Genomic DNA, 13,394 nt, shown 5'->3' on the forward strand with positions numbered 1-13,394 from the left:
CGCATCGTCAAGCAAGTCCCATGACCATTCATCAGGAAACGCCCGCTTCGGACGGTTCAGCGCTGGACATCCCCGTGCCGCCACGCGATTTCGGCACGACTCGTCGCATGCTCATCGCGACGCTGATCGCCTCGATCGTCACGCCTTTGCTGTTTCTCGCGGCCTACGGTTATTTCGGCTACCAGAACCGCATCGCCGATTCATCTGAAGGAATCGATCGCCTCGCGCGGATCGCCGAAGAGCACGCGGTAAAAGCGCTCGATGTCATCCAGGAAGTATCGCTGCGAGTGTTGGCAATGGTTCACGATGACGGCGACGCCGCCATCCGCGCACGACAGAAATCGCTGCACGACTTTCTCGAAGATACAGCCCGGCGCTTGCCTTCGGTTGCTTCCATAGGAATATACGGGCGCAATAGAAATCTTCTCGTCAGCAGCAATACGTACCCGGTCGGACTTCAGTCGATAGACGAGCATCTTCCGAGCGCGCCCGCGAAACCGGCGGGCGGACCGGGAATGGTGATCTCGCAACCCGAACGAACGTCGGACCCCGTCGTCGATGTCTTCAACCTGACCTTGCCGCGCTACGACGCAAGCGGACATTTCATCGGCGCCCTCGTCATTGCGCTTCGGCGCGATTATTTCTTGGCGTTTTACGAGCGGCTGACCGTTCATGACAGGGCATTGACCGTGGGCCTCTTTCGAAGCGACGGCGCCACGCTCGTCCGATTCCCCGCGCCGCAGGCACGGCGGCCGCCGACGAGCAATCAGCCTCTCTTCGAAGCGATTCAAGTCAACGCGCATAGCGACCATCTGAAGATTTTCTCGACGCTGGATAACATCGAAAAGCTCCTCGTCTATCGACAGGTCGGCGCGTATCCGCTTTACGTGACCTGCGGCATCCCCGTTTCGACCGTGACTTCCAGATGGCTGAAGCACGATGGACTGATCGCCGTCGCCACGCTGGTGCCGTGCATCGGCATATGGTTGCTGGTCGCATTCAGCCTGGGCCGCCTCAGGCGGGAACGAACCGCGTGGGAAAGGTGGAAAGCCGAGTTCGGGATGCGTGTCTCCGCTGAGGAAACCACTCGCCAGATGAAGCGGATGGGCGCGCTCGGCAATCTCGTGGCCAACGTCGCACACGACTTCAATAACCTGCTCATGGTCGTCAAGGCCAACATGGAGCTGGCGCGTCGCAAGGGCTTCAACGGGCTGGAGAAGGAAGTCATCGCGGTCGAACGTGCGTCCATTTCGGCGGAAGCGCTCGCGAGGCGTCTGCTCAGCGTCGCGCGCAAACAGCCGCTGCATCAGGAAGTCGTCGACGTCAAAGTGTGGCTGGAGCAGGACGCCTCGCTGATTCGCATGTCGCTCGGTGAGCGTGTCGGTTTGCATATCGAGGCATTCGAAGCGATCCAGCCAATCTACGTGGACCCGACTGAGCTGCAGTCCGCGCTGATCAACCTCGCTGTCAACGCCAAAGACGCCATGCCGCACGGCGGGACGTTCACGATTCGCTGCGAGAACATCGTCATCGAGACGGCGAAAGGCAATCTCAAGGCGGGCGAATATGTCCTGATCGCGTGCTCGGATACCGGTATCGGCATGCCGCCCGCCGTCGTGCGGCGCGCGTTCGAACCGCTCTACACGACCAAAGCCGCGAACGCCGGCACGGGCCTGGGGCTCGCACAGGTCATCGCGATGTGCGAACAGGCCGGAGGCACCGCGCGCATCGAGAGCGCTCCGGGAGAAGGCACCACGGTATCGCTCATCTTGCCTCGCTCGATGAAAAAAGCCGACGATGTCGAGACGACCGCGCCGACTGCACCCGCGCTCGCCAAAGAGCCGACGAAAGGCTCCATCCTGCTCGTCGAGGACAACGAAGAAGTCGCCGCCGGGCTGTCGGCCGTTCTGGAAGTGTTCGGCTGGCACTCGCGGCACGCACTGACGGGCGATGCCGCGCTCGCCCTGCTGGACGATGGCGCGTCGTTCGACCTCATCCTTTCCGATGTACAGATGCCCGGCATCAACAACGGCATCGACGTAGCCGAGAAAGTGCGACGGAAGTGGCCGAGGCAGGCCATCGCGCTGATGACGGGCTATGCCGACGAACTCGAGCGCGCAAGACACGTCGGCGTGACGATCCTGTCCAAGCCGTTCAATATCGACGATCTGCAAGCCCTATTGCAGAGCGTGAACTTGCCTGCGCCGCGCGGGCAGGCTTGATGGCTTCAGGACGATTGTTTCAGGACGAAAGCGAACCGCCGCGAGCCGCGCGCGCGCTTGCAACGGCCGCCGAATGACGGCGCGCGGCGCGCTTTCTGAACCAGATGATGAGGCCCGTCGCGCTGAGCATCGCGACCGCGACGCCCACCGCGCTCACGAGAATGCGCCCGCCGATACCGACGATCCGACCCGAGTGCAACGGAAATTGCGCCTGCATGAAGATGTCGCCGGCCGAGCCGCGGCCGGGAATCGACGAGCCCGCGAGCGCGCCCGTCTGCGCGTTGTAATAAAGCCATGCGTTGCCGAGGCCGACGTCGCCGTGATCGTGACCGGGCGCGAAGAAGCCGACGCCGTAGGCCTTGAACATCGGCGCGTAGTAGAGCGCGCCCATCGGCTCGGTCAGGTTCTGGCGTTTCGCGTCGCGCGCGGCCATCTCCAAAATCTGCTCGCGCGTGGCGGGAGGCTTGCCTGGCGGCCCGGCGCGCACGAGTTCCGCGTTATCGAGAAACGAAGGCGAGAGCTTCGAAAACATCGAAACGACGGGGCGCATCACGGGCTCGGAGAGATTCATCGAAATCGACGTAAGCGCCATCACGAGCAGCAAGCCCCAGATCCACACGCCTCCCGAGCGATGCAGGTCGAATGTGAGCGCGTAGCCGCCGCGCTTCACGCGAAACGCGAAAGACTTGCGCCATGCCTTGACGCTCGGGAACGACAGAATCAGCGCGATGCCGCTGTCGAAGAACCACAGAATGCCGACGATGCCGATCAGCCACGTGCCGATATCGAAGCCGCCGACGATCGGCAGATGCAGCGTGTAATGCAGCTTGTAGAGGAACGGCATCAGGTCGATGCGCGCGAGCGACAGCGCGCCCCACATGCGCTGCGCCTGCACTTGCCCCGTCGCCGGATCGACGGCGATCTGGTTGTACGGCACGTCGTACGGCGCGTTAGTCGACGGGTTCGTGCGCGGCGTCACCATCATCTGCGCGGTGTGTCCCGGCTCGAAGCCGAGCGGCAGATAGCTCACTTCGACGCGCGGATCGGCGGCCTCGACGCGTCGCGCGAGTTCGAGCGGCGGCAGCGCGGGACCATCGGTGCGGGCGTGGAAGAAGGACGGATTGAGGAGCGCGTCGATTTCATGGTCCCATGCGATGATCGCGCCGGTGAGACCCGAGACGAACAGAAAGAGCGCGGTCGCGACGCCGAGCCAGCGATGCAGGCGAACCAGAACCGGTCTCATGCCCGCGAATCCTCGGGGCGACAGTCGTGCGCGGCAATCATGTTTTCGATGCGATGTAAATAGGAATTGTTCGCAATTCTAGCGGCGTCCGATCGTGCGCACAAGGTTGTCGTAAGCTGCTTAACGGGATTTCTTCGCAATGACGTGTCAGAGCGACCGCCCCTTCGGCCGACATCCTTACCCTACAAGGCTCCGCGGCCGGTCCATGACACTCCATGAAATAGTTTGTGCGTGGTTTTTAACCATGCCGATCGCCACAATCGGGTCATTCGCAACCACCCACCAAGGCGAACCATCATGGAAATGGAACTGCTCGGAAAAATCTCGCTGTACGCGATGGGCATTGTTCTTACCGCATCGCTGATCGAAGCCGTCGTGCTGCACTTCAAACACAAAGGCACCGACCGCGCCTTCGACTGGCACGAGACCTGGATCTCGCTCGTCGATCTCATCGGCCGCAAGCTGCTCACGTTCGTGCCGATCTCGCTTGCGACGCCGGTCTTCAATTTCGCGTGGGAGCATCGCATCCACACTGTCACGACGAATACCGCGCTGACGCTCTTCCTGCTCTTCATCGGACAGGAGTTCTGCTACTACTGGTATCACCGGGCTTCGCACACGATCCGCTTTTTCTGGGCGAATCACGCGGTCCATCACTCGCCGAACCAGTTGACGCTGTCGTCCGCGTATCGTCTCGGCTGGCTGACCAAGATCGTGGGATCGGCCATCTTCTTCACGCCGCTCGTGTGGCTCGGCGTGAAGCCTGATGTGGTGCTTGCGGTCGTGTCGATCAACCTGCTCTATCAGTTCTGGCTGCACGCAACGTGGATTCCGAAGCTCGGCTGGCTCGAATATGTGTTCAACACGCCGTCGTCGCACCGTGTCCACCACGCATCGAACGCGACGTACCTCGATGCGAACTTCGGCGGCGTGCTGATCGTCTTCGATCGCCTGTTCGGCACGTATGTGGAAGAGCGCGCCGAGGAACCTTGTGTCTATGGTCTGACGACGCCGGTGACTTCGCGTAACCCGATCGTCGTCGAGATGGAGCACTGGGTCAGTCTCGTGAAAGACATGTTCAACGCGAAGAGCGTGTCGGATGCGGCCGGCTTCCTGCTGCGTCCTCCGGGCTGGCTGCCGAACGGCGAAGGGCAGACGACCGAAGAATTGCAAAGGCGCGCCAAGGCATGAGACTCGCATCGAAGGCCGCACGTTCGAATCCCGATGACCGGTTCGCCGGCATCGGGATTTTTATTTCTTGCGACGGATGGACGCCGCCGCGATCCCCGCAGCCGCGAATGCGCACACGGCGGACAGCGCGGCGACCGCGCGCGAGGCATCGGCGATGGAATCGGCTTGCGCACGGGAAAGCGGCGTCGATGGCGCGGCGGGCTTCGTATCCGCATCGAGCACGCCCATGCTCGGGTGCGGCAAGTGCAGACGATCGAGCCGCGCCGACAACGCCGCATCGTGCGTCCACACGAACACGATGCCCAGCACCGCGATCGCGAGCAGGCTCGCCACGCGCGCCACCGCGTTGTTGATGCCGGACGCGATGCCCGCGCGTTCGCTTCCCACCGACGCCATCACGGTCGTCGTCAGCGGCGCGACGGTGATCGTCATGCCGAGTCCGAGCACGACGAGCGCGGGCAGAAAGCCCGCCCAATAGCTGCCCGCGGCGAACGGCAGCGCGAGCATTGCGAAACCGACACCGGCGACGCACGGCCCCGCGATCAGCAACGCCCGCGCGCCGAAGCGGCTCGTCAATCCGCCCGTGAAGCGCGACAGCAAGCCGATGATGAGCGGCATCGGCAACACCGCCGCGCCTGCTTGCGTCGCGCTGAAGCCATACGCGCGGATCAACGTGAACGGCAGAAAGAACAGCACGCCGCCGAGCCCGAAGTACAGCAGCAGCGTGACAAGATTCGCCCCGCTGAAATCGCGAGAGCGAAAGATGTCGAGCGGGACCATCGGATCGCGGGATTTCGCTTCGATCGCGACGAATGCGGCGAGCAGCGCCACGCCCGCGCCGATCATGCCGAGCACGAGCGGATCGGCGAAACCGCGTGACGGCGCCTCGGTGAGACCGTAGGTCAGCGCCGCGAGTCCCGCCGCCGTCGTTGCCGCGCCGGGCCAGTCGAGCGTCTGCGGCGCGTCGGTGTTGTGGCTGTCGGGGACGGACGCGACGGCCAGCGCGATCGTCGCGGCGGCGAGCGGCAGATTGAGAAAGAAGATCGCGCGCCAGGAAAATGCATCGACGAGCCAGCCGCCCGCCGCCGGCCCGACCGACGACGTGATCGCGCCCACGCCGGCCCACGTGCCGATCGCGCGTCCGCGTGCTTCGCCCTCGAACACCGCGCCGATGATCGCAAGGCTGCCCGGCACGAGCAGCGCCGCCCCCACGCCCTGCCACGCGCGCGCCGCGATGAGCCAGCCCGTGTTCGGCGCGAAGCCGCACGCCGCCGACGCCACCGTAAAAAGCGCGACGCCCGCGATGAACACCTTGCGCCGTCCGAGCTTGTCGCCCATCGAACCGCCGACCAGCACGAGCGCGCCGAGAAACAGCAAGTACGCGTTGACGACCCATTGCATCGCCGCGATGCTCGCGCCGAGCTCGCTCTGGATCGACGGGAGCGCGACGTTGACGACCGAGCCGTCGATGAACGCCATGCTCGAACCGAGGATCGTCGCCGACAAGGCGAGCCGCTTGCGCGCGCAGGGTTGCGCGACGGCGGGTTGCGCGCGAATGACGAGCTCGTCGCAAGGACTCGCCTGCGACGCGACGGCATGTGCGCGCTGCTGGCTATCGAGATGTCGGCTGGCCAATGTCGCTTCCTTGTGTCGTCGACGAATGCCTCAGTAGAGGCCAATCGCGCGCGCATGTCCACGCCGGCGACAGGGTTGGCAAGCCCAAATGATAATGGTTATCATCAAGCAACCCGAGTACGCAGGCATCCGGTCGACGCAAAGGGCGATGGAACAGGAGCCCTCGCCATGCATCAGCACATCGCGGACTTTGCCGCGGACAAGCCGGTTTCGGACACACCCAGCCTGCCGTCGTGGGAGGCCGCGATGCGGCAAGCCGTGAAAGCCGAGCGCGAGCGGCACATCGCGCTGGCGCTCCGCGGTTACGAACAGGCGCTCGCTATCGCGCAATGTCTGATCGACGCGCCGCCCGCGGGCCGCGTGGAAGATTGCATCGCCGCGTTCGTCGTCTCGCATCTCAATCTCGCCGATCTTCGCGTCGCGCAAGGCGACCCGAACGCGGCCGCTCCCGTTCTCTGCCACGCACATCGAGCGTTGATCGCGCTGTCTCTCGACGCCGCGCGGCCAGCGCCGCTGCGGCAAGCCGCCCTGCGCCACAGCCGCGAAACGTATGTCGCGCTGATCCGCCACATCTCGCGGCACGGGCCGCATCCGCTCATCACGCGCGCCATCGCCGATGCCGACGCCGCGCTGCATCGCGCGAGCCCCGCGCGGCACTGATCCCATCACCGTCCGAAAGGAGAATCACGATGCCTTATACCCTGCCTCCCCTGCCCTACGCCTTCGACGCGCTCGAACCGCATATCGATGCCCGCACGATGGAGGTTCATCACACGAAGCATCATCAGACTTACGTGAACAACCTGAATGCGGCGCTGGAGAAATCGGATCATCGCGATGTGGCCGTCGAGACGCTCATCGCGCAGATCGACGCACTGCCCGACGCGCTGCGCCTGCCCGTGCGCAACAACGGCGGCGGGCACGCGAACCATAGCCTCTTCTGGACGATCATGTCGCCCGACGGCGGCGGCAAGCCGCAAGGCGAACTGGCCGATGCCATCGACAAGGATCTCGGCGGCTTCGACGCCTTCAAGGATGCGTTCACGAAAGCCGCGCTTACGCGTTTCGGCAGCGGCTGGGCGTGGCTCACCGTCGGCAAGCAAGGCAAGCTCGCGATCGAAAGCACCGGCAATCAGGACAGTCCGCTGATGACCGGCATCGCCTCGGGCGACACGCCGATTCTCGGGCTCGATGTCTGGGAGCACGCGTATTACCTGAAGTACGAGAACCGCAGACCGGAGTACATCGCGGCGTTCTACAACGTGATCGACTGGCCGGAAGTGGCGCGGCGATATGCGCAGGCGCGGGGCGAATAGAAGTCCGATGCGCGGTGTCACGCGCATTTCGATCGCGCGCGTTAAGCTAGGCGCTTGCGCTCGCATCGGGATGACGAAATGAAGTCAGCAGACGGAGTCGCGCAAAGCCGATGGCTCGCCGATGCGCGCGAGGAAATGGCCGCCGCGCTTCGAACCTCGGATGAAACGTGGCTCCACGACATGAGCATGCGCTGGGGATGCCGTCTCGCGATGCTCGTCGCCGATTTCAGCGTGCGCGTGATGCTGCATGACGAAGGCATTGTTATGAAGTTAGAGACGCCGTCGGATAATGGCGACGATGGCACTTCCGATTCGCTCGCTCGTGCCGCCTGGATCAAGCTGTCGAAATTCGAAGAGCACGCGACGGCCGTTCTCGAAGCGAGCGCGCTCATTCACGGCAATGCGCAAAGCAATGCCTGCCGCGAGACCATTCTCGCGTGGCGTCAGATGCTCGTCGCGGCGAACGAGTGGCCGCGAGAGGAAGCCGATCCGTTCATCAGCCACGCATGCCGGCCGATACTGAAGCGGTTCATGAACCTCGCATCGTGCGCGACCGGCGGGAATCAGTTCTATCTCGCGCGCGAAGGCGACTATGAAGAAGCGTGGCGCGAGTTCGATAACTTCTGCATCGACGAACGCGCTTTGCCTGTGACCGAATGGGGCCGCAAATATCGATTCGGCCCGCCGCCTGATTCAAAAGCGATGGCGCAACCCGACCGTCGCTTCGACCTGATTGCTGGTCGATGACGGCGCCGTTAGGCCGTTGATCCACGCGACGCCCAATGGCGAATTGCTGCTCGCGCTCACGCCTTGCCACACGCCTTGAACATAGACATCGGTGCGCCGCGAGAGGCTATAGCCGGCCATCGCGCTGACCTGGTTCCAATGCGGATTGCCTGAGCCCGCGAGGCCGCTCGCCCGCGAATACGTGTACGCGGCGGACAACTCGACCGCCGGCGTCAGCGCATAACGCAAATTGCCTTCAAAGTTCTGAACGTGCGTGCTCAGACCGGTCTGGAACAACTGCGTCAGATTGGTTTGCGTGTAGACGAAGCCCGCCACCGCCGGGCCGAACGCATAGTTGACACCCGCGCCCCACGTCTGCTGACGGCTCGACAGCGCGCCCAGCGGAACGTTCGTCGTCGTGAGCGCGCCGATTAGAGAGGAACCTGTCGTATCGGTAACGGCGCCGTTCGTGTTGAGCTGTCCGGGCGTCGCGGCGTCGCTGTTGAGTTGCAGGAATCCGGCGCCGAAATTGAGCGGTCCCCACAGATACGAAATGCCGAGGCTATACGCGCGATTGTTCGAAAAGCCGGCGGCCTGATTGGAGAAACCATATAACGCGCCGAGCTTGAATCCCGCGAAATCCGGGCTCTGATACTTCACGGCGTTATTGATCTGGAATGAATCGTTGAGGTTATCGATATCGAATGGATGCGCGAAATGCGTGCCGCCGTATTGCGTGCCCGTCAATGAAAGCGGCGCGACGAAATCCACCATGTCGTCGGTCTGACGGCCGAACGTGAGCACGCCGTAATCGCTGCTCGACAAGCCGACATACGCCTGGCGATTGAAGATGCGATTGCTCACGGTGTATTGGCCGTCGTTCAGATTGAAGCCGCTTTCCAGATTGAAGATAGCTTTCAGTCCGCCCCCCAGATCTTCCGCGCCCCGCAAGCCCCATCGACTGTATTGAACCGGGCCGCTCTTCAATTCCCAGTTGCTATGCCCGCTGCCGGCCGTACTGATCTGACTGTTCGAATACGTCACGCCCGCGTCGATGAGACCGTAAAGCGTGACGCTGCTTTGCGCATGCGCCGCGCCCGCGAGCGTCAACATCGTCGTCGCGCCGGTCATAAGCAACTTGTTCATTTGCCTGGGCTCCATCGATGTCGGAAAAGACGCGCTTCTTCCTTCACTCTATGCGACCGAATCGGCAACCGGCAACCTCAAAATTTCTTGCAGAAAAGCGGAGCGATGCGAGTGCTCAAAAATCGTGACGCACGGAAAATGTCATAGCTTTTTCGTGCTCGTGATTCACGCCCAATTGCGGATTCGCGGAGAAATGCCAGTCGTCGTCGGGCGTGATGTCGTCGCGCGGACGCACCGGAACGGGAACGGAAGTCGGCGAAGATGGCAGCGGCGAAATACGGGCGAGTTGATTCAGATCAGGATGCACGTTCCTGTCGTATTTCGACAACATGACGGCATCCAGCGCTTCGAGCGGCCCTGTGAATCCATAGCGTGGATGATGAGACCGCGCGGCGGCATGCGCGCCCGCAGTCGAGATGATGGCCGGAAACGGAAAGAACAACACGCTTGCCGCCACTCGCTGAATGGGGATCAGTCGAGTTTGCTCACTGGCTGACGCAAAATTGCCGACTATAAAAGCCACGATGCCGGCGACCCAATATCTACGGATATGGCGTGTCATCGAATGCCTGCAAGACGCTACGGTGGAAAGAAATCTCCGAGTGCTGAATTCAGTTTAAATCATTTGACGTCGCATTGGCTGGCAATAATGCCATCGAAGAAATAATGTCTCGCGCATGACACGCAGCGCTGCTTTGCGAATCGCGTCAACGAATTATGCAGAGAATCAAAATAGCCTCGTTCGATCGCTTATCTCATTTCACAACGGCCCGCAGAGCACCTATCTTGAAAAGCGAATCTTCACCGAGAGGAGCTTTCGTGATGAGCAAGCATTCCAGAAATGGCGCGTCGCATTCCGCCACGCTCGAAGACGATGAACTTCGACTCGTCGATGCATGGTGGCGCGCGTGCAATTATCTTTCGGCGGGCATGATCTTTCTCGCGGACAATCCGCTGCTGCACGAACCGCTGAAAGCCGAGCATGTGAAGCAGCGCCTTCTCGGGCATTGGGGCGCGAGCCCTGCTTTATCGTTCGTGTGGGCGCATCTTAACCGCGTCATCAAACGCGACGACATCGACGTGATCTTCATGGCCGGTCCCGGTCACGGCGCGCCGGGCGTGCTCGGCCCCGCCTATCTCGAGGGCACGTACTCCGAGGTCTATCCGGACAAGAGCGAAGATGCCGAGGGCATGCAAAAGTTCTTCAAGCAGTTTTCTTTTCCCGGGCATATCGGCTCGCATGTGACGCCGGAAACGCCGGGATCGATTCATGAAGGCGGTGAACTCGGCTATAGCTTGTCGCATGCTTACGGCGCCGTGCTCGACAATCCTGATCTGATCGTCGCGTGCGTCGTCGGCGATGGCGAAGCCGAAACCGGCCCGCTCGCGACAGCGTGGCATTCTAACAAGTTCATCAATCCCGCGCGCGATGGCGCCGTGCTGCCGATCCTGAATCTGAACGGCTACAAGATCGCCAATCCGACGATCCTCGCGCGCATCAGTCATCAGGAGCTGGAGGCGTTGTTCGTCGGCTATGGTTATCGGCCGTATTTCGTGGAAGGATCGGACCATGCGGAGATGCACCGCAAGATGGCGGATACGCTCGATGCCGCCATCGCCGATATCCGCGCGATCCGCGAGAAGGCGCGCAAGGACAAGCACGTCGAGCGGCCGCGCTGGCCGATGATCGTCCTGCGCACGCCGAAGGGCTGGACCGGTCCCAAAGAGATCAACGGCCATAAGGTCGAAGGCTCGTGGCGCGCGCATCAGGTGCCGTTCTCGGACGTGCACGGCAATCCCGCGAATCTCGCGGTGCTCGAACGCTGAATGCAAAGCTATAAGCCCGAAGAACTCTTCGACGAAACGGGCCGGCTGCGTGACGAGATCAGGGCGATCGCGCCCGCGGGCACGCGGCGCATGAGCGCGAATCCACATGCGAATGGCGGCGTGCTGCGCAAGGAACTCAAGCTGCCGGATTTCCGCGACTATGCCGTGGATGTCGGACAAGCCGGCAAGATCCTGCATGAAAACACGCGCCCGCTCGGCGCTTTCCTGCGCGACGTCATGCGTTGCAACATGGACACCTTCCGCGTGTTCGGTCCCGACGAAACGGCATCGAATCGCCTTCAGGCAATCTATGAAGTCAGCAAGAAAGTATGGATGGCCGATCTTCTTCCCGAAGACGAAGACGGCGGCGAGCTGGCGCGCGACGGCCGCGTGATGGAAATGCTGTCGGAGCATACGTTGCTCGGCTGGCTCGAAGGCTACCTGCTTTCCGGGCGGCACGGCTTTTTCCATACCTATGAAGCCTTCGCGCATGTCATCGATTCGATGTTCAATCAGCACGCGAAATGGCTCGATATCTGCAAGAACCATGTGCCTTGGCGCGCATCGGTTTCGTCGGAAACCATCTTGCTCTCATCCACCGTATGGCGGCAGGATCACAACGGCTTCTCGCATCAGGACCCGGGCTTCATCGATCTCGTCACGAACAAGAGCCCTTCGGTTACGCGCGTGTATCTTCCGCCCGATGCCAACACGCTGCTCGTCGTGGCCGATCAATGTCTGCGCTCGACCGATTGCATCAACATCATCGTCGCGGACAAGCAGAAGCATTTGCAGTTCGCGACCATCGACGAAGCGATGGTGCATTGCGCGAAAGGCATCGGCGTATGGCGGCGCGCGAGCACGGATGAAGGCGAAGAGCCCGACGTCGTTCTCGCCTCTTGCGGCGATGTCGCCACGCAGGAAGCACTCGCCGCGGCCGCGATTCTGCGCGAGCGTCTGCCGGAACTGAAGCTGCGCTTCGTGAACGTGGTCGATCTCTTCAAGATGCAGCCCGATACCGAGCGATCGAGCGCGCGTGAATTCGATAGCCTCTTCACGCTCGACAAGCCCGTCATCTTCAACTTTCACGGTTATCCGTGGCTGATTCACAAGCTCGCTTATCGCTTCCACAATCACGAGAATCTGCACGTGCGCGGCTATAAGGAAAAAGGCAACATCAACACGCCGCTCGAACTCGCAATTCTGAATCAGGTCGATCGTTTCAATCTTGTGATCGACGTGCTCGATCGCGTGCCGCGATTGCAGGCAAGGACCGCACATCTTAGGGAGGACATGAAGAACGCGATCATTCGTCACCTCGATTACGCGCATACGCACGGCACGGACAAACCGGAAATCGCGGAATGGGTGTGGCCGTTTTGATTCGACGCGAGCCGCTCTAGTCGGCGGCGCTCAACACGACGCGCCGGAAGAACTGCGCGAGCACGTCCTCTGCGAACTGCGCCGGCACCGATTGCGGATCGGACGAATAGAAAAACTGCACGCCGTCGCATAGCGCGATGAGGCCGAGCGCCATCTGTTCCGGCGGCATTGTGAGCGGCGTGCCCACGCGCTCGGAAAACGCCCGGATGTAATCGGTCGTGGTCTGCCGCAGTTCGCGCATCAGCGCATTGAAGCTCGCGCGAAATTTCGCGTCGCGGCTTGCGTGCAGCTTCGCTTCGACCCACAGCAAAAAGCACGCGTTGTTCTGATAGCACTCGCTGTAGTACTGCAGCACGCGCGCTTCCATGTCGGCGCGCGAGGCCTCGCCATCTTCGAAGAGCGTGGAGAGGCGCTGCATGATGGTGTCGTGATCGCGCTTGAGCACTTCGAGCAGCAACTCGGCCTTGCTCGAAAAATTCGAATAGAACGCGCCGCGTGTGTAGCCCGCGTCGGCGGCCACATCCTCGACGCTCGATGCGCCGAATCCCTTCTGCGTAAAAACCGCCTGCGCAGCGTCGAGCAGACGCTGGCGCGTCTGGTCACGGCTCTGCTCGCGGGTGAGTCGTACAGGTTTCATGCGCGAAGTGTAGCACCGCGCGGCTTACAAATCCGGCTTTGCATTCGGATACAACTGTGTATTAGAAT

Annotated in this window: 10 protein-coding genes and 1 pseudogene; 6 read left to right on the forward strand and 5 right to left on the reverse strand. The window is 61.9% G+C overall.

The features are described from left to right. The first annotated feature begins 20 nt into the window (after window positions 1-20). Complete coding sequence (locus tag NCS28_RS19755) at window positions 21-2,222, forward strand: hybrid sensor histidine kinase/response regulator (protein WP_250515445.1); 2,202 nt, start codon at window positions 21-23, stop codon at window positions 2,220-2,222. 19 nt (window positions 2,223-2,241) lie between these two features. Here NCS28_RS19755 and NCS28_RS19760 read toward each other — a convergent pair whose 3' ends face one another. Continuing rightward, complete coding sequence (locus tag NCS28_RS19760) at window positions 2,242-3,465, reverse strand: PepSY-associated TM helix domain-containing protein (protein WP_250515446.1); 1,224 nt, start codon at window positions 3,463-3,465, stop codon at window positions 2,242-2,244. A 303-nt stretch (window positions 3,466-3,768) separates the two neighbouring features. Between NCS28_RS19760 and NCS28_RS19765 the strand changes: the two genes are divergently transcribed. Beyond that, a complete protein-coding gene (locus NCS28_RS19765; RefSeq protein ID WP_250515549.1) occupies window positions 3,769-4,656 on the forward strand; it encodes a sterol desaturase family protein in 888 nt (295 codons plus the stop codon). A 60-nt stretch (window positions 4,657-4,716) separates the two neighbouring features. Here the strand turns inward: NCS28_RS19765 and NCS28_RS19770 are convergent, their stop codons facing one another. After that, complete coding sequence (locus NCS28_RS19770) at window positions 4,717-6,291, reverse strand: MFS transporter (protein WP_250515447.1); 1,575 nt, start codon at window positions 6,289-6,291, stop codon at window positions 4,717-4,719. Window positions 6,292-6,459: 168 nt separating this feature from the next. On the opposite strand from NCS28_RS19770, the gene NCS28_RS19775 reads away from it, so the two are divergent. From NCS28_RS19775 to NCS28_RS19785, 3 genes are all read left to right on the forward strand, one after another. Beyond that, complete coding sequence (locus NCS28_RS19775) at window positions 6,460-6,951, forward strand: DUF2753 family protein (RefSeq protein ID WP_250515448.1); 492 nt, start codon at window positions 6,460-6,462, stop codon at window positions 6,949-6,951. Window positions 6,952-6,980: 29 nt separating this feature from the next. Next, window positions 6,981-7,607 (forward strand): superoxide dismutase, encoded by a 627-nt coding sequence (locus tag NCS28_RS19780; RefSeq protein ID WP_250515449.1) that lies wholly within the window; start codon window positions 6,981-6,983, stop codon window positions 7,605-7,607. A 78-nt stretch (window positions 7,608-7,685) separates the two neighbouring features. Then, on the forward strand, window positions 7,686-8,354 hold the full coding sequence (locus NCS28_RS19785) for a hypothetical protein (RefSeq protein ID WP_250515450.1): 669 nt from the start codon (window positions 7,686-7,688) through the stop codon (window positions 8,352-8,354). Here the strand turns inward: NCS28_RS19785 and NCS28_RS19790 are convergent. After that, window positions 8,301-9,479, reverse strand: coding sequence for a porin (locus tag NCS28_RS19790; protein ID WP_250515451.1), 1,179 nt, complete (start codon window positions 9,477-9,479; stop codon window positions 8,301-8,303). The genes NCS28_RS19785 and NCS28_RS19790 overlap by 54 nt on opposite strands. A gap of 115 nt (window positions 9,480-9,594) precedes the next feature. Then, the gene (locus tag NCS28_RS19795) at window positions 9,595-9,924 is read right to left on the reverse strand and encodes a hypothetical protein (protein WP_250515452.1); all 330 of its coding nucleotides are present in this window, start codon (window positions 9,922-9,924) and stop codon (window positions 9,595-9,597) included. A gap of 377 nt (window positions 9,925-10,301) precedes the next feature. On the opposite strand from NCS28_RS19795, the pseudogene NCS28_RS19800 reads away from it, so the two are divergent. After that, a pseudogene (locus tag NCS28_RS19800) lies at window positions 10,302-12,689 on the forward strand (phosphoketolase family protein). A 16-nt stretch (window positions 12,690-12,705) separates the two neighbouring features. On the opposite strand, the gene NCS28_RS19805 reads toward NCS28_RS19800, so the two are convergent. Then, complete coding sequence (locus NCS28_RS19805; protein ID WP_250515453.1) at window positions 12,706-13,326, reverse strand: TetR/AcrR family transcriptional regulator; 621 nt, start codon at window positions 13,324-13,326, stop codon at window positions 12,706-12,708. Window positions 13,327-13,394: the final 68 nt, after the last annotated feature.

It is taken from the genome of Caballeronia sp. INDeC2, from assembly GCF_023631325.1.
Classification (GTDB): Bacteria; Pseudomonadota; Gammaproteobacteria; order Burkholderiales; family Burkholderiaceae; genus Caballeronia.

Bases quoted from the DNA above. Each gene is read 5' to 3' on its own strand.
- NCS28_RS19755 (WP_250515445.1), top strand. From the start codon at position 21: ATGACCATTCATCAGGAAACGCCCGCTTCGGACGGTTCAGCGCTGGAC.
- NCS28_RS19760 (WP_250515446.1), bottom strand. From the start codon at position 3,465: ATGAGACCGGTTCTGGTTCGCCTGCATCGCTGGCTCGGCGTCGCGACC.
- NCS28_RS19765 (WP_250515549.1), top strand. From the start codon at position 3,769: ATGGAACTGCTCGGAAAAATCTCGCTGTACGCGATGGGCATTGTTCTT.
- NCS28_RS19775 (WP_250515448.1), top strand. From the start codon at position 6,460: ATGCATCAGCACATCGCGGACTTTGCCGCGGACAAGCCGGTTTCGGAC.
- NCS28_RS19780 (WP_250515449.1), top strand. From the start codon at position 6,981: ATGCCTTATACCCTGCCTCCCCTGCCCTACGCCTTCGACGCGCTCGAA.
- NCS28_RS19785 (WP_250515450.1), top strand. From the start codon at position 7,686: ATGAAGTCAGCAGACGGAGTCGCGCAAAGCCGATGGCTCGCCGATGCG.
- NCS28_RS19790 (WP_250515451.1), bottom strand. From the start codon at position 9,479: ATGAACAAGTTGCTTATGACCGGCGCGACGACGATGTTGACGCTCGCG.
- NCS28_RS19805 (WP_250515453.1), bottom strand. From the start codon at position 13,326: ATGAAACCTGTACGACTCACCCGCGAGCAGAGCCGTGACCAGACGCGC.